The sequence below is a fragment of the Microcystis ichthyoblabe FBCC-A1114 genome (assembly GCF_050500245.1).
Classification (GTDB): domain Bacteria; phylum Cyanobacteriota; class Cyanobacteriia; order Cyanobacteriales; family Microcystaceae; genus Microcystis; species Microcystis ichthyoblabe_A.
The window spans coordinates 3,529,433-3,545,829 of sequence record NZ_CP191408.1; the positions used below are offsets into that span (position 1 = coordinate 3,529,433).

General features: G+C 43.7%; 15 protein-coding genes and 1 tRNA gene. 8 read left to right on the forward strand and 8 right to left on the reverse strand.

The genetic code is table 11. The features are described 5' to 3' along the window. The first annotated feature begins 29 nt into the window (after nt 1-29). Both argF and ACQY1Y_RS17085 read left to right on the forward strand, forming a co-directional pair. Entirely contained in the window at nt 30-956 is a 927-nt protein-coding gene (gene argF / locus ACQY1Y_RS17080; protein ID WP_002736751.1) for an ornithine carbamoyltransferase, read from the forward strand. Nucleotides 957-1,089: 133 nt separating this feature from the next. After that, nucleotides 1,090-1,515, forward strand: a complete 426-nt coding sequence (locus ACQY1Y_RS17085; RefSeq protein ID WP_002735544.1) for a hypothetical protein — start codon at nt 1,090-1,092, stop codon at nt 1,513-1,515. Nucleotides 1,516-1,565: 50 nt separating this feature from the next. On the opposite strand, the gene malQ is transcribed toward ACQY1Y_RS17085, so the two are convergent. The 4 genes from malQ to ACQY1Y_RS17105 form a co-directional block, all read right to left on the reverse strand. Continuing rightward, nucleotides 1,566-3,068, reverse strand: a complete 1,503-nt coding sequence (gene malQ, locus ACQY1Y_RS17090) for a 4-alpha-glucanotransferase (RefSeq protein ID WP_002737299.1) — start codon at nt 3,066-3,068, stop codon at nt 1,566-1,568. A gap of 362 nt (nt 3,069-3,430) precedes the next feature. Continuing rightward, nucleotides 3,431-4,555, reverse strand: a complete 1,125-nt coding sequence (locus tag ACQY1Y_RS17095) for a hypothetical protein (RefSeq protein ID WP_430013205.1) — start codon at nt 4,553-4,555, stop codon at nt 3,431-3,433. 639 nt (nt 4,556-5,194) lie between these two features. After that, nucleotides 5,195-5,899: a hypothetical protein gene (locus tag ACQY1Y_RS17100; protein ID WP_430013206.1), complete on the reverse strand. Its 705-nt coding sequence runs from the start codon at nt 5,897-5,899 to the stop codon at nt 5,195-5,197. Nucleotides 5,900-6,930: 1,031 nt separating this feature from the next. Then, nucleotides 6,931-7,101, reverse strand: a complete 171-nt coding sequence (locus ACQY1Y_RS17105; protein WP_430013207.1) for a hypothetical protein — start codon at nt 7,099-7,101, stop codon at nt 6,931-6,933. Nucleotides 7,102-7,267: 166 nt separating this feature from the next. Between ACQY1Y_RS17105 and ACQY1Y_RS17110 the strand changes: the two genes are divergently transcribed. Genes ACQY1Y_RS17110 through ACQY1Y_RS17125 form a run of 4 tightly spaced genes read left to right on the forward strand, consistent with a single transcriptional unit; the run spans nt 7,268 to nt 8,876 of the window. Next, on the forward strand, nt 7,268-7,594 hold the full coding sequence (locus ACQY1Y_RS17110) for a DUF433 domain-containing protein (protein ID WP_430013208.1): 327 nt from the start codon (nt 7,268-7,270) through the stop codon (nt 7,592-7,594). Continuing rightward, nucleotides 7,591-7,743, forward strand: coding sequence for a hypothetical protein (locus ACQY1Y_RS17115; RefSeq protein ID WP_002796188.1), 153 nt, complete (start codon nt 7,591-7,593; stop codon nt 7,741-7,743). The genes ACQY1Y_RS17110 and ACQY1Y_RS17115 overlap by 4 nt, the downstream gene beginning before the upstream one ends. Then, nucleotides 7,743-7,931 carry a hypothetical protein gene (locus ACQY1Y_RS17120; RefSeq protein ID WP_287636579.1) on the forward strand — a complete coding sequence of 63 codons (189 nt, stop codon included), beginning with the start codon at nt 7,743-7,745 and terminating at the stop codon, nt 7,929-7,931. Before ACQY1Y_RS17115 ends, ACQY1Y_RS17120 begins: the two co-directional genes overlap by 1 nt. 54 nt (nt 7,932-7,985) lie before the next feature. Continuing rightward, nucleotides 7,986-8,876: a hypothetical protein gene (locus tag ACQY1Y_RS17125; RefSeq protein ID WP_069475148.1), complete on the forward strand. Its 891-nt coding sequence runs from the start codon at nt 7,986-7,988 to the stop codon at nt 8,874-8,876. Between the two features lie 29 nt (nt 8,877-8,905). Here the strand turns inward: ACQY1Y_RS17125 and ACQY1Y_RS17130 are convergent, their stop codons facing one another. Beyond that, a complete protein-coding gene (locus ACQY1Y_RS17130) occupies nt 8,906-9,394 on the reverse strand; it encodes a sigma factor-like helix-turn-helix DNA-binding protein (RefSeq protein ID WP_002736581.1) in 489 nt (162 codons plus the stop codon). A 196-nt stretch (nt 9,395-9,590) separates the two neighbouring features. Here ACQY1Y_RS17130 and ACQY1Y_RS17135 point away from each other — a divergent pair, with 196 nt between their 5' ends. Further along, the gene (locus ACQY1Y_RS17135) at nt 9,591-11,828 is read left to right on the forward strand and encodes an FdhF/YdeP family oxidoreductase (protein WP_430013209.1); all 2,238 of its coding nucleotides are present in this window, start codon (nt 9,591-9,593) and stop codon (nt 11,826-11,828) included. Nucleotides 11,829-11,980: 152 nt separating this feature from the next. Further along, the gene (locus ACQY1Y_RS17140; RefSeq protein WP_069475149.1) at nt 11,981-12,406 is read left to right on the forward strand and encodes a lysozyme inhibitor LprI family protein; all 426 of its coding nucleotides are present in this window, start codon (nt 11,981-11,983) and stop codon (nt 12,404-12,406) included. Nucleotides 12,407-12,465: 59 nt separating this feature from the next. Here the strand turns inward: ACQY1Y_RS17140 and ACQY1Y_RS17145 are convergent. The 3 genes from ACQY1Y_RS17145 to ACQY1Y_RS17155 form a co-directional block, all read right to left on the reverse strand. Continuing rightward, nucleotides 12,466-12,536, reverse strand: a tRNA-Gly gene (locus tag ACQY1Y_RS17145). A gap of 85 nt (nt 12,537-12,621) precedes the next feature. Next, nucleotides 12,622-13,359, reverse strand: coding sequence for an HAD family hydrolase (locus ACQY1Y_RS17150; protein WP_430013210.1), 738 nt, complete (start codon nt 13,357-13,359; stop codon nt 12,622-12,624). A gap of 414 nt (nt 13,360-13,773) precedes the next feature. Further along, nucleotides 13,774-16,347 (reverse strand): AAA family ATPase, encoded by a 2,574-nt coding sequence (locus tag ACQY1Y_RS17155; RefSeq protein ID WP_430013211.1) that lies wholly within the window; start codon nt 16,345-16,347, stop codon nt 13,774-13,776. Nucleotides 16,348-16,397: the final 50 nt, after the last annotated feature.

Consider the following 16,397-nt stretch of genomic DNA (forward strand, 5'->3'; position numbering starts at 1 on the left):
AAGACCCCTGTTTATCGAGAGAAAAACCAATGGTAGCCACTTTAAAAGGACGAGATGTTTTAAGAATAACCGACATGAGTAGCCAAGAAATCAGCGCCCTACTCAATCTATCGGCACAGCTTAAAGCTGGTAATCTTAACCCTAGCTGCAACAAAGTCTTAGGATTGCTATTTTATAAAGCTTCCACTCGGACCCGGGTTTCCTTTACCGTCGCCATGTACCAGTTAGGGGGACAGGTGATCGATCTTAATCCCAGTGTAACCCAAGTGGGGCGCGGGGAACCCTTAGCCGATACAGCCCGGGTACTCGATCGCTATCTCGATATTCTCGCGGTTCGCACCTTTAAACAAGAGGATTTAGAAGCTTTTGCCAATTACTCGCGCATCCCGATTATCAACGCTTTAACGGATTTAGAACATCCCTGTCAGATATTAGCCGATTTACAGACTATCCAAGAGACTTTTCAGACTTTACGGGGAATTAACCTCACCTATGTGGGGGATGGTAATAATGTCGCTAATTCTCTCCTCTTGGGTGGTGCTTTGATGGGGTTAAATGTGCGGGTTGCCTCCCCTGCAAACTATCAACCCGATGGGGAAATTGTCGCCAGCGCCCAGGCTATTGGCGAGAAAACCGGTAGTAAAATCTTGATTACCGACGATCCCGTTACGGCCGTAAAAGACTCTCAGGTAGTCTATACTGATGTCTGGGCGAGTATGGGACAGGAAAGCCTCGCTGATGCCCGAATTCCCGTTTTTCAGCCCTACCAAGTCAATGAACAGCTAATGAGTCACGCTGACAAAGATGCGATTATTCTCCATTGTTTGCCTGCTCACCGGGGCGAAGAAATTACCGACGGGGCGATCGAGGGTGTACAATCAAAAGTCTGGGAACAAGCGGAAAATCGGATGCACGCCCAAAAAGCTTTAATGGTGAGTTTATTGGGATTAATCTAGCTCCAGATGCTCAGTTACCTAAAATAATTATTAAACTCGATCATCAATCATCCTAAGACCTGTCCGACACCGGAAGTTAACGCTAGGATTGATGGTAAGAGCAATAATCAGGGCAGCCTCCACACCTAACTATATGTCAGACACCTCCGCCGTTAAAAAATATCTCGCCCATTGGTTTCAATTGGGAAAAAAAGTTATTTGTCCCAAAAACCAAGCTATGCTATTTCCGCTGCCAATTTTCAATGCTGATCGCTATTCGTCGGAGTTTGAAGATTGTTGGCAAAAAATGCTTGATCCTGAAAGTGGCGATTGTTACCTAGAGGGTACTCAACAAACCATCCAAGACTTACTTTCCCCTCAATGGGAATTTCATCCCTGCGCTCGTTGTACTATACCTGTACCAATTGAAGTGCTGGGCCAATCGAGTTTATCCTGTCCCTGCCATGATTTGAGTAATTGGCCCAATTTAGAATTACCCCTACCCCATTTACCCGTCAATAGTCGAGAAAATCTCGATCGCATCCGGCAAAGATTGCTAAAAAATTCTCACCCACATTAACCAGACAAAAAGAGACGTTAGGGGTAACGTCTCGAAAAAAGGATTGATATTTAACGATTTCTGCCAAAAAGATTGACTAAATCTCGCAATCTCTCGCTATATTCTCCGGTTAAAGCTTCCTGACGATAGCGCCATGACCAATTCCCTTCTGCGACACTGGGGGTATTCATCCGCGCATCCGATCCTAAACCTAACACATCCTGTAACGGTACGATCGCCTGATTAGCCACGGAACTATAGGCCAGTCGAATCAGATCCCAAGCCACTCCCTGACCACTGGGAGCGCCAAGATATTGATATAGTCGCGCTTTTTCGTAGTCATTGGCGTTATCCTGAAACCAGCCCACAGTAGTATTATTATCGTGAGTGCCGGTATAAATCACACAGTTGCGTTCGACGTTAAAAGGAAGATAGGGATTACCCGCATCACCCCCAAAAGCGAAGTGGAGAATCTTCATCCCCGGGAAAGCAAAGTGATCGCGAAAATCTAGGACTGCTTGGTCAATATCGCCCAAATCTTCGGCAATAATCGGCAATTTACCTAAACGAGCGCCAATAGTATTAAAGAGATCATAACCTGGGGCCTTGAGCCAATGACCATTAATAGCGTTTTCCTGGCCAAAAGCCACGGCCCAATAGGCCTCTAATCCGCGAAAATGATCGATACGGATAATATCGACTAGGGAAAGAACCCCTTTTAAACGGCGTACCCACCAGTCAAAGCCCGTATTTTTGAGATAATCCCAGTTATAGAGAGGATTGCCCCATAATTGCCCCGTTTCTGAGAAATAATCCGGGGGAACCCCGGCCACTTCCAAGGGATTACCGGTTTGGGTATCTAGTCGGAAAACCTGCGGATTTGCCCAAACATCGGCGCTATTATGGGAGACATAAATGGGGATATCACCGATAATCTCGATACCGAGGGAGTTAGCATAGCGTTTTAGGGCTAACCACTGCTCAAAAAACTCAAATTGCAGGAATTTGTGCAGAAAAATCTCCTCTTGTAACTCCTGTTTCGGTGTTTCCAACGCACCCCAATGACGTTCGCGAATTTCTGTCGGCCATTCCATCCATGCTTTACCCTGGTAAGCGTGGGATAAAGCCATAAATAGGGCGTAATCCTCCAACCAATCGGCATTGCCAGCACAAAAGCCGGCAAACTGTTTGTAAAGAATTGTGTCAGAACCCTTGACAAAATTGCTCGCCGCCTTTCTAAGTAGGGGAATTTTCCAAGCGATCAATCGCTCAAAATCCACTTGATCGAGGGGAAAATCGGGAATATCCTCGAAATCTGCGTCACTAAGCAGGTTTTTCTCCCGAAGAAGATCGAGACTAATCAGGAGATGATTGCCGGCAATGGCGCTAAAACTCATGTAGGGAGAGTTACCGTACCCTGTGGGGCCTAAAGGGAGAATTTGCCAGAGTTTTTGACCACTTTGAGCCAAAAAATCGATAAATTGATAGGCTTCCCTACCTAGTTCTCCAATCCCGTAACGACCGGGATGACTGGTGGGATGAAGCAAAATACCGCTAGAACGGCTAAAAGCCATGAAAAAACCCCCTTATCAGTGATTCGGTTAGCAGTTATTAAGTGTTTAAAGCTGAATGCTCACTGCTATCTCCAAGCTAACCCGATCTCGATCGATAACGGCAATACTTAACAACTTTATTAGACCTATAGGACACAATCAGGCATTACAGCCGTACATTAACAGATCGTCTTTCCAGTGAAAAGGATTCCTTCGGATCACGTTCCACGTTACCCCGGAGGAAAAACCGATCGCTTGTCAGTTATTGCGCCAATGATAGGGGCGCATCGTGGTCAGTGAGTTGATCGAACTGCGTGCGCCCAAAATGTAATATAGATATTTCGACCAAATTGAGATGCAGCCGCCGAAAATTCAAGAGCGATTCACTTACTGTCAGTAAGTCCCACTTCTTGTAACCTCCTCTTCAACCCAGACCGGTTACTGTACTGCTCGTAAATCCGGTTCAGGCGCTCTTGGAAAACGGCCAACTGGTTTTGATATTCGGCTAAATCTCTTAATTTGACCAACAATTTAACAGCCTCATCGTAGGATTTAGACTGAGCTTTCTGAATTAGGGACTCGACTTGCTGCCAAACTTGCGCTTCCCGTTTAGCTAAAGTTTGTAGTTCCTCAATTCGCTTGGCTTCCGCTTCTTGTTGTCGCCGTTTTTCTGCCTTTTTTCCTTCCTCAGCAGCAGCCTCAAGAAGTTCTTGGATCGTGCGTCGAGGCTGGTTAGAAGCAGGAGAATTAGGGATTAATTGAGATAGCTTTTGTTTGAATTTAGCAGATAAATTATGTTCTCCTTTAGCCAATCTTAATAGGAAATCTTCGCGTTCAGAAGCCGATAATTGGCTAATAGCTTGTTGCCAAGTTTGCTCCGAGATAGTTGTTAGTTTACCACTGGATGCACAAGCAACATTTAATAAGTGTTCGTCCAATTCAAAGATTTCCGTAAAAGCCTTTTGAGCGGCAGAAAGTTGCCCTAGTCCGGGGGGTAAAGGAGGTTCTAGTTGGGTCTTATCGATGTCTATATATCCCTCCGATAAGTCAATAGCTTTCAGCCAGGCTAAATATAATCCTCGATAATCTTGCTGGAGAATTTCTTGGCGTAATCCTATCAATTCCGATAGAATCCCTTCTCCTTCTATCCAGTCATTAAAACCCTCTTCTTGACTAAATTCCCAATCTAAAATTGCCCAATCTCCCGCAAAAGATAAGCTGATATAATTATCGATACAGTAAAGTTCAATTGCTTCTCGGTTGATCAGGGATGTGGGAAAACGAAACATTAATTGCTGTGTTCCCCAGTTGGTGATGTAGTACATGATATCGAAATACCGAGCCAGCACCTGTTTGGGATCCCCCCGAAAATTGCCGTAACTATAGTTGAAACTGGCAGTCGTTGCCGTCGGTTTGACGCGACTCGATAGCTCGCAGATGGCAGCCCTTTCCTCTTGGGTGAGGGGGCGATCGATAGCTTGGAATTCGTAATATTGGTATTCGCTCATGGTGTGTAACCTATCTCAAGGTTTATGATCGATATGCTGATAATTGTACGGGGATAGTTAGGGTTTAAAGATAAATTCGACAGGACGGGCGCTCTCGGATGTATTAGGAATAGCAAGAATAGGCAAATCGCCCGATCTTTACCGATAAGGAAAAAGTTCGGGTGATCGATCGGTAATTTTCCCGCATCTGTTTTTTCGAGAAATCTAATCTATTCCTTTGGATAGTGGCACGGTCAAAATCGATAAGATTATAATTTCTTTTGTTAAGCACTTTAGCGATCGCTAGATATTTGTACGATTCATTGTCGGCTAATCGTTAAATTTTGTGAAAAAAAACTCATTGGTTGAGATTATCGGAGATAGAATCAGAATAGTTGAATAAGGGGGAAATAATTAGAGCCTTTTGGCATGGTTTCTCGATGGAGAATTCTATAGATAAAAAAGCACTGGGTCTGCTTTTCCCGACTATTACCGGAAGATCGGTTTGGCGGGTACGGCGGTGGCGTGTTTTTGAATTTAAAGTGTGATCGCTGTTCTTAGGGAGCAGTTTGCGGTGGGGACAGTGACGGCAAAGACTATTCAACCGAAGCCGAAGGGATTGTGATATCTGCACAAGAAGTGGCAACTCGTAGAGCCGTTTTATCGGTTATCAACAGTTATCATTGCTACTTGATTTTGGTGAAGATTAGCCGTACTACATAAGATTTGAGGTTTATTTGTACGCTGCGCCTGAATTAATTCTTTATTCGTTGCTGCATCAGCGACGGCTAGGAGATAAATTTTATACTGCTGCTTATCAGTGATTGAGGTAGTTCCTGTGGTAAATTTAAATCTATTACTATTAGGGGAAGTTTCTTCATTAGGTCGTTCTATTACCTCTCCTTGTACAAAGCAATCTTTGTCATATATAGTGCCTCTCTCTCCTCTTTCATTTATATATTCCATAATCGGTGAAGCAATTAGCCAAAGTCTTTTTTCTCGACAGGGACTTATTTCGCCTTCTACTATAAAATTACCATCTACTTTGTTGTTCTCGGAAGAAGAGTCTGGGACTGAGATATTCCCCTCACATTGTTTTAAGCGGTTATTATCTGCGGTGAGTTTTTGATTTTTTGTGGTGAGTTTGAGATTTTCTTCCTCTGATTTTTTAAATTTATCTTCTTTGACCTCATAAGTATTTTTGCTTAAAACCACATTCCCACTAAATTCATGCACTGCTCTTGCAGCCGCAAATCCTAGACCAAAGGCAGCAACAAGACTTGTTAGTGCCACTACCATAGGATGGTCTGCAAGAAGCTCAGATACTTGTTCTATAAACCCTTTCTTGGTTGGTGGTTCTGTCATTTCAAATAAGTTCCTTAATTTAGTAATTTCCTCAAAACTCTATCATATATCTGGACTTCCCAGCAATTCTCATTTTAAGGTTTCATGACCTTAAAACCCTTGCACCTAGCCTGCGTTATTCATGAAAACTGGGGAAAATCCTCAAAAGCCTTGTTAGGAAAGTCATTCAGCGATATAGCTAAAAAACAGTCTGTTTTTTGAGAGCCTCTTATAACTGGACTTCCCCCATACATAAATAATAAATACTAAAAAATTAACAAAACCCTTACTGCAGGTCGCTTCTCAGAAAAAATTGAAAAGAGACTGCTGGGTACATTTTTCACTTGAAAATGGCTGTACCGTTGACTGTATCTGGAGTAGAGCGATTCCGTAGAGTTAGCTGTATAGTGATCGCTAACCTGATTTTAACAGATAGTGTCATTAATCTCTAGAGTAAGGGATTCCCTCTGTAGCCATGTTTTTGCTGATTTTCTGCCCCGAAACAAGCTATAATGGTCTAAAGGTCAAATTTGAAAATTTTTGCCTCAAACCCTATCTGCGTAAGAACTTCAGGATTTTGTGTTTAGTAGTTCATTTGTATTATATTGCTTGAACTCAGGCTCTGTAAAACTTTTAGCCATAGCTAGTATGTTTATACGTGGGAAGTCCAGTTATAATCAGGGTTTTGGAAATTGGTGAATAATGCAGGCTAGAGGGGTTAATAATTCTTAACGAATCTCTAGATCGCTGAAACAACGCAAAATCGTTTCAAAATGAGAATTGCTGCACGAGGACTCGCCCTCCCCAACCTCAAAGTATCTTACTCTTTTCTTCTTTTCTGGGAGAGGGGTTGGGGTTGAGGGCAATTAACCATCTCTGCCATTACTTTTGAAAAATGGCATTAGAGAGCGTTAGGCAGGGACAGTGACCGCCGAAATCAGCAAAGACCGTTCAATTCCCCCAAAACAGCCTGATGTTTCTGCCGCGCTGACCTTTCCTCGGTCGATGTGCGCTGGTTGCCGATAGTCGATAGGTGGATTTCGATAATCCCGTCAATTCTTTCGCTCGATGGCATCGAGTTCCCGACATATTTCGGCGGCCAGCCGATAATCCACACTTCCCGTTAAAGTAGCTCCGTCATAGTGGCTGCCAGCATAGCAGCCGGGGTTATGGCAGCGAGGCAGTTTATCCCAGTTAAAGGTTTGAAAACAAGGGAAGCACAAGGTAAACTAATTATGATAAAACATTAATATAGAGGTTCTCACACCTGTGTGGCACAGTTAAACCTTTGCTGATTAAACTTTTTAACATTGATAATGTACCTCCTGTGAACAGGAAATACTATAAATAAGCGGTAAAAATGAAAGAAATTTAAGGGAACAATTAATTATGCAACTAGAAGATTATTTTTTATTTATCTCCGAAAATGATATTAGAATCAAAGGTAATCGCCTCGGAATTGATAACGTACTCTTTTATTTATTGGAAGGCTATACCCCAGAAGAAATAAATGCTATCTATCCTGATCTAAGTTTAGAGAAAATCTACGCGACTATTACTTATTATCTCCAGAATCGGCAAAAAATTGATGCCTATTTATTGCGCCTCCAGAATTGGCGAGAGACTCACTACCATGAAGCACTAAAACATCCTTCACCTCAACGAGAAAAGATGAGAAGAATTAAACAGCAAAGGCAAAATTCTGTCAAGGTATGAAAATCAAGTTTTTACTCGATGAAACCTTATCCCCCCGCTTGAAAGTTGCTGTCTTAAGGTTAAATCCAGAGATAGATATTTTACGCATTGGAGAGCCGAATACACCACCGTTAGGAACTCTTGACCCTGATTATCTCAACGACTCTTAGTGACAGATAATCGTACCAGTATGCCTGAACATTTAGAGGAATATTGGCAAAAAAATCAACAAATCTGGGGACTGTTTTGGATTCGTCCCACAACAACAATGGAAAAACTAGCCGAAGAATTAATTATGATTTGGGAAACTACCGAAGCAGAAGAATGGATCGATATTGTCGATTGGATTCCTTTTTAATTAATGATATAATAAGATTATTACCGTCCTTTTTATGCTTGATTATTAATTTGAATGACTCGCCAAATTCATGACCAATTTGCTAAGGAATATTTAGAGGAATTACTAACACCTCTAGGGACGATTAGAAAAAGTAAGAAAGTAAAAAGTGAGGTTCAAGAAATCGATGTCTGGTTTGAACCATTTAGCTCACCTACTCCCACTGAGTTACCTTTAGGGTTACTTGGAAAAATGGCGGCTACTTCCTGTTTGTTTGAACCTTTCCGCAATCCCCCGACCGAGGTAGAGATTCGCAGTTGTTTGTCAAAGTTATACGCGGTTCATGGGGATGTCTTGAGAAAAGCGAAACGGTCAAACAAAACTCTAACAGAAGCTGAACTACCAGTTCTCTGGATTCTAACGCCCACCTTTTCAGCTAGAATGATTGAAGATTTCGGGACTCACAGCGATGAGAGTAATTGGTTAACAGGGGTTTACTTTTTAGCGAAGTCTCTCAAAGCGGGTATCATCGTCATTCATCAATTACCAGTAAATGAAGACACCTTATGGTTAAGAGTATTAGGTAAAGGAGGAACTCAAAAACGAGCAGTAGAAGAGTTAGTTGAACTGCCAGAACGCAATCCTTTTCGAGAGAATTTATTAGAAATTCTGGCCAACTGGCGCAAAAACTTAGAATTGAGAGATAATTTAAGTACCGAAGAACAGGAGGACATCATGAATCTATCACCAGCTTATTTACAACAAAGGGAAGAGTGGAAGCAAGAAGGTACTTTAGAGGGACAACTTTCGCTGATAGCCAGTCTTCTGGAAGGACGCTTTGGCAGCCTAGATTCGGAATTATCTGGTCTGGTGGAACGGATCGCCCAACTTCCTATCTCGGAACGCACCGGATTGCTTCTTTCTTTGGCAAATTTATCCCGCGAGGAATTGTTGGAAAGATTGTAAATTTCGTTTCTCGCTCTTCTTACAGTCGTTCAACGATAACTGTTTTCCTTTTGTTTTTGCCGATAAGCTTCAAATTCGGGGTTACTGGCAAGAATTTGACGGACACGCTCGCGACTTATGCCGTATTTATCCCCTATTTGCTGATAGCTCAATCCTTGTCTATGGAGTTCTAAAAAATCGTAGCTTTTTTGCAGTTTTTCCTTTCTCTGTGCATCTCGTCTTGGGGTTGGACTCTTATCGCTAAGGTGTCCTACTATTTCCCTTCCCAACTCAGTCAAAGAATATTGAGAATCGTGGAAACTAACCAATCCTTGTTTTTCCAATTCTTTAAGTATTTTATGTACTCTGGTTAAATTATGAGCAGTTGTTGCCAATTGCCGAGATGGTTCCGAAAGTATCCGAATTGCCGAATCGATCTCAATCGGATAATCTAACATCCCTTTCAGAATCTGTTTCTGTTTTGCTTGGAGATTAGCGATCATCTCTTCTAAATGTTGAAAGTCTTCATTTTTATCCATCGGAATTATCATTTCAATAGACCTTTCCCTAGTCTGATAAAATCACAATCAGGGGATATTGTCAACAACTAACCGTAGCTTACCCAGTCGTTTATGTCTTGCTGATGCACTTTTTTAAAAATGGTGATAAACTCAACTGTACTGGGTACACTCTCCCTATCGGATGAATTTGAGAAAAAATCGAGAGAAAAAAACGATGAACGAACGAGAAACATCCAACAAAATTGAGGCGGGCGGGGGTTTTCCCGTATTGCAATATTGGGCAGAAAAAACTCTCTCTCCTCAAGGGGTTAAACTCTGGCAAACCTTGAATCATAAAAGTGCCTGTTTAGCTTGCGCTTGGGGAACGGGAGGACAAAAGGGCGGTTTTGTCAACGAAGCGGGGGAAAGTCTGCAACGTTGTCTCAAAAGTGTCGAGGCAGTTACTTCCGAATTAATGCCAGGTATTAAAACCGATTTTTTTCAGACCTATCATCTCGCTCAATTACAGTCCTTAACCTCCCTAGAATGCGATCGCTTGGGTCGTTTCAGTTATCCCGTCCTCTTAAAAGCCGGAGAAAGTCACTATCAACGTATTAGTTGGGAAGAAGTGTATCGATTAGCCGAACAAGCTTTTCGTCAACCGTCCGAGACCATTGCCTCCTATAGTTCGGGACGTTCTTCTAATGAAGCCGCCTATCTCTTACAATTGTTTTTCCGGGCATTAGGAAGTAATAATTTAGCCGATTGTTCCGATCTCTGTCATGCCGCCTCGACCGTAGGCTTAAAACAGGTTTTCGGAACCGGAACTTCGATGGTCAGTCTGGAAAGTTTAAAACAAGCCGATTGTGTGGTGTTAATCGGTTCTAACGCTCCGGCTAATCATCCTCGCCTGATGAATGAATTAATTCAAATTCGTGATCGCGGCGGTAAAATTATTATTATTAACCCGCAAATTGAAGTCGGATTGGTCAAATTCTCCTCACCCGCTTTTCCGATTAAATCCCTATTGCGGGGCGGTTCCGATATTTCAACTCTCTACCTACAGCCGATACCGGGTAGCGATACTGCCCTATTCGTCGGATTACAAAAATCTTTAATTGAACAAAATTTAGTGCGGTGGGATTATCTCAAATCCCGTACAGAAAATTGGCAATCTGTTATAGATTATGCCCGACAAACACCCTGGGAAACCATTACTAAAACCTGCGGTTTGTCCCGAGAAGAAATTGAAGCAACCGCCGCCCTTTTCGGCAATTTAGAGCGTGTGGTTTTCGCTTGGGCAATGGGGGTTACACAACAGGAAAACGGGGTAGATAATATTATCAGTATTGCCAATACCGCTTTAATGACGGGAAATGCTGGCAAAATCGGAGCCGGAACCATGCCAATCAGAGGTCATTCTAATGTACAGGGCTTCGGTTCCATGGGCGTTACAGTGAGATTACGTCAGGAAATCGCCGAGGCACTTGCTCAACTTTTAGGAAAGCCATTAAATATAACCGGCGGTTATGATACCAGGGCATTAATTGAAGCTGCCGAACGGGGAAAAATTAACACTCTTTTCTGTTTAGGAGGTAATCTTTATGGAGCAAATCCAGATTTAACTCAAGCCAAAAAAGCCTTAGCTCAAATTGATACAATTTTTTATGTAGCTACTAAGCCAAATTTAGGACATTTTCAGGGATTAGCCCGACAAAATACGATAATTTTACCCGTATTCGCTCGTTTTGAAAATCCTCACCCGACAACCACCGAATCGGGCAATAATTTTGTCCGTTTTAACGAGCGGGGAAGCAGTCATCTACAGGGTTCCCATGTGGATATCATCTCGGAAGTAGAACTGTTAACAAATATTGCCGTCAAGGTTTTAGGCACAAACCCGATTGATTGGTCGAGATTACACGATACCGCCTATATTCGTCAGTTAATCGCCAAAACGATTCCTGGTTATGAAAAGATCGGGCAATTAGATCAAACCCAAACAGAATTTACCATTAGCGGACGGATTTTTACCGAACCCCATTTTCCAACATCGACTGGAAAAGCGCAAATGTCTGTCACGCTTTTACCCACTTTAAAAGCACCGCAAAAGCAAGATTTCAATCAACCAGAAAATGCACCAGGAATTGCTCTGATTCTCGGAACAGGACGCAGTTATGGACAACATAATACCGTCGTTTATCAAGTGGGCGATAAATATCGGGGAATGCCTCACCGTCATTGTTTATTGATCAACGCCGAAGATGCCAAAAAAGCGGGCTTTCAAGAACATCAACGAGTCACCGTTCAAGGAGATGCCGGCAAATTAGAGAATATCGAACTTATTTTCGGTCCGATTCGCGAAGGTGTTGGCTTTATGTTCTATCCCGAAACCAATGTTTTATTCAAAGCTAAAATCGATCCTCGCTGTGGGACTCCTGCTTATAAACGAGTTCCCGTCTGGGTTTTTTAGTTATCAACTCCTCTAATTTTCTTTTTTGGAAATAATGAAATAGAGTTAACCAAGCCAACCAACGAATCGAGCAGAAGGGCTTCCTGAAAAGTTATGGTCGATTTGATCGCATTTCTGTTATCTTCTTCTTACCGTCATTAAAATAAGTAGGCATGGGCGAGTTTTTGCTAACCGTATTAAGCATAGCAAGTTTGTTTGCTGTCGGGATGGCTACCCCTAGCATTGCCAGTCCCACATCTGCAGCGACAAACTTGCAACTAGCTCAACGTCCTAACTGTAACAATCCCCAGACTCAAAGCGAAATGAACATTTGTGCCAGCATCGCTTATCAAAACGCCGATCGCAAGTTAAATCAAGTTTATCGACAACTACTGCCAAAACTGTCAGCTGCTCGCAAACAAAAATTAATTAGCGCCCAACAAGCTTGGATTAAGTTTAGAGACAGCAGTTGCGAATTTGAAAGAAGTGCCTATGAGGGAGGCTCTCTAGCTCCCATGATTTACGGTTTTTGTTTGGCAAATGTCACCGAGCAGCGTACCAAAGATTTGCAAAGATATTTAGAAGATAGCGATCTCTAAGTCAGAATCGCCGTTGATATTACCGATAATTCCTTAGACGTTTACTGCACAACAGCCTAAGCGGGTGAGGGGAATCGAACCCCTATCATTAGCTTGGAAGGCTAGGGTTTTACCACTAAACTACACCCGCATTTTCTCAGTAGCTTTGTTAGCATAACACGAATTGCCGATTTTTGCAAGTAGGGATTTTCAGCTTGTGAATCGCCTCTAGATGGTCATAGATCGCCTAAAAATCCCGATCGCTCCTTTTTATCCCCGATTTGGCTAAAAGTTTTCTCCACGCGATCGAGGTCTAGTTGGGAGAAATTATCGATCGCCCAGTTGGACACTCTCTGCATAAAATGGAAGGGGTAGGTATGAGCGATTCCCACCACCTGCATTCCCGCTCTTTTTGCCGCTTCGCAACCGGCAAAAGTATCTTCAATCACCAGACATTCCCAGGGTTGCAATTGCAGATTAAAATTCCAACGATTGAATCTTTCTACGGCCAGTAAATAACCATCCGGTTGGGGTTTACTGGTGCTGATCTCATCACCAGTGACAATGACACTAAAGTAATCCCCAAGGCCCGCCTGTTGCAAGATTGATTCTACTTCCGAGCGTATTGCTCCCGTCACCAAACCGATTTGTAGATCCCTGGCCTTAACCCGTTTTAAAAAAGAGTATATCTCTTCATAAATAGGAAGTTTCTCTAATTTTTCTAATCTTTCTCGGTATAAACTCGCTTTTTTGTTAATTAACTTAGTCAGATACTCCTCGGTCACTTGACGACCGCGACGGGTGAGAACATTACGCAAACAGACGCGATCGCTTCTTCCCAGACATAACTCCGCAAATTCCGACCCTAGGGGCAGTAAATTTTCCCCGAGCAAGATTTCATTGATTAACTCTTGATGGATTGGTTCATCATTGATGATCACCCCATTAAAATCGAACAGAACAGCCTTTAACATCAATCTTAGACAGAAAAGCTAATAAATACTCAGTGTTCTTGATTATACTAAAGTTTTTCGTCGGAGCCTGGCGGGTCTTGTCCCTGACCCCATCTCAACAAACAATTTTAACCGGAAAATTGCCAAGGCCTTGACAAATTCCCAGATTTGCTCTATTATTTTGTTATAGTGGGAATCCGTGCTGCCCTGTAACCCCCCTATTTGGGGCTGAGATATTAGCCAAAAATATAACAAAAGAATTTAGGGACCTGCGTGGGAATAATATCCCAACCGATCGGAGGGCGCAAGCTTTGCGCCCCTACAGTAACGGATTTTGTCCACAATGTAGGGGCGAACTGCGTTCGCCCAAAAGGTACATTAATGTAGGGGCGAACTGCGTTCGCCCAAAAGGTACATTATTAAAGCGCAAGTCCCTTAGGCCATTGTTTCCGATACCCAACGACGGAATAATTCCACAGCAATCCGATAACGAGAGTCTTGGCATTCGATGACATGATGATTTTCAAGGGTTTTTAGGGCCCGGTCGAGAGTTGTGGCAGTTAGTCCGGTGCTGGACAGTAAATCTGCCCGGGTTAATCCTTGCAGATGGGGAGAAAGAACTATTAAAATCTCCTGTTGTCCGGCCGCATCTTGTTTAGCCTGTTTCCAGACACCCGTAAAATAATAATTCCCCCTTTGGAAAAACTCAGCATCGATGGCTTTTTCCACATCTTCCACCTGAAAACGAATATCTTGGGGACGTTGCAACTCAAAGACCTGTTTATTATAAAAACGTACCAGATGAAAGCCGATCAGTTGTACTAGATAGGGTTGACCGTGGGTAAGTTGATAAATTTTGTCCAAAGCGGATGGGGTATAGTCTAGGGGAAAATCCTCGTCTTCCCCAACGGGATTAGCGAGGATAACGCGAGTGGACTCAGGAGAGAGGAAACTAACTGGAATCGGGTAAACACTGCCAAAAAAAGGATGAAAATAATCGGCAGTCATCTCCTCTAGGGTATGTAATCCGGCAAAAACAAAAGCTAGACGCGGACTACTCTGGACAAGGGAACGCAGATAGCCGAGGAAATTCGGGGGGAGGGTATTCGCTTCGATTAAATCCTCAATTATCTCGAACTCATCGAGGGCAATAATTAAACCGGTTTTAGCTTTTTCCGGCAGAATCTGGCGCATCAGACGGTCTAAATAACGATTAAAATACATTTCTGGATGTTGGGAGATTTTTTCCTCTTCTGGGGCATCAATTGCTAAAGTTTGGGCGATTTCCTCAGCCATAGTCAGGAGAACTTCGGCTAGGCTGGTTACTGTGGCCAAGCGCTGTAAATTAATGTAGATAACGGAGACATCTGGTGGGAGATATGCCTCCAGATTGCGTAGAATCGAAGTTTTACCCATGCGACGATGACCATAGAGAACCACGGAGGATAGGTTATCTCCGGACCACATTGACTGAAGTTCCCGCAGGATATCCTCACGACCAACAAAGCGTTGACCGATCACCGGATCACCGATAATGTAGGGATTAGGAATCGGTTGGGTAATAGTCACCGTTCCCACCGTTCCCGCGATGGATGCGCTAATTTCTGCCCATTTTTCGGCAATAGAAAGGATTAATTCTTTTTCTGCTTGGGGTAAAGTAGCCGCCTGTTGGTCGGTTATATCCCTTAATTCCCCGATAATCCGATTAAGAGCGAGGGATCTGGTCTGTTGGGAGTAACTTCTCTGGACTAAAGCCATTTCTGTGATAACTAGATTTAAACTGCTGATAGCTTGCCAAGTTTGCGGACGTAATGAAGGTTCTGCGGCAATGGGGGCAACCTTCAGGGAAGCGATACTATCGGGAGTTGCTGCCTGACTAAATCGGTGTAAAGTTTGGGCGAGGCTATACATTTCTTCCCCGTAGGCGAGGGAACGTACCACAGCAAAGGCTTTTTCGGCTTTTTCGGTGTCCTGTTGGTGAAGATACCAAAAACCGGCGGCGGCGGCGCGAGCAGGGGTATCGAGACGGATTTGGCTGTCAGGAAAAGAAAACGGTTTCGCGGACGCATATTTTAACAATTGCCAATCGGAGGGATTTTCTGCCAGACGGGACACCCGATAGATAATTTCTGCCTCTGGGAATTGCGATAAAACGCGGTTAATGGCGACAAGGACAGGAATAAACTGGCAGCTGTACCGAAAGTATTGATTGAGGTTATTAATAGCCGTTTCCCAGTCTTGCTGTAACCATTGTTGTAGAGTCGAGGTTAACCCCGGCAGCGGTAGAAGGGTAATACGGGGAAAAAGTCGCCCTTGGGGGCCCGCCAAAAGCCCGATTAGCCAATTATCAGGACGGGGAAAGGTGAATATAAACCCCACGCCGTACACCACGCCGTACACCACGCCGTACACCACGCCGTACACCACGCCGGACACCACGCCGAACCCCACGCCCAACGCCACGCCCAACACCACGCCGGACACCACGCCGAACCCCACGCCGTACACCACGCCCAACGCCACGCCCAACACCACGCCGTACACCACGCCGTACACCACGCCGTACACCACGCCGGACACCACGCCGGACACCACGCCCAACACCACGCCCGACACCACGCCGTACACCACGCCGTACACCACGCCGGACACCACGCCGGACACCACGCCCGACACCACGCCCCACACCACGCGCACCCAATTAACAGAAAGTCCTAAATTTGCCGCTATGCTACAGATAATCAGAGGGGTAATTACAGTTAAGAGAAGACCCTGAATCCCTAGACGCAATTGTACGGGATGGTCGCGGAGAAATTGTATTTTATCGCGCCATGTTTTCTGTTCTGTTAATTTATCGCCGCCGCCTCTCGTTTCCACATACCAGCGCACTGCTTGGGGAAAATAAAACACCCAGTACAACAGCAAAAGATAATCAAAGGGATTCCATAAAGATAAATCGCGTTTGAGTTTAGGGGCGAGATTAATTCTGGGGACGGTGCTTTCCTTCATAATTTTTATCTCTAGCTATTTACCCGGTGATGGTTTATTAAGTAGTTAGG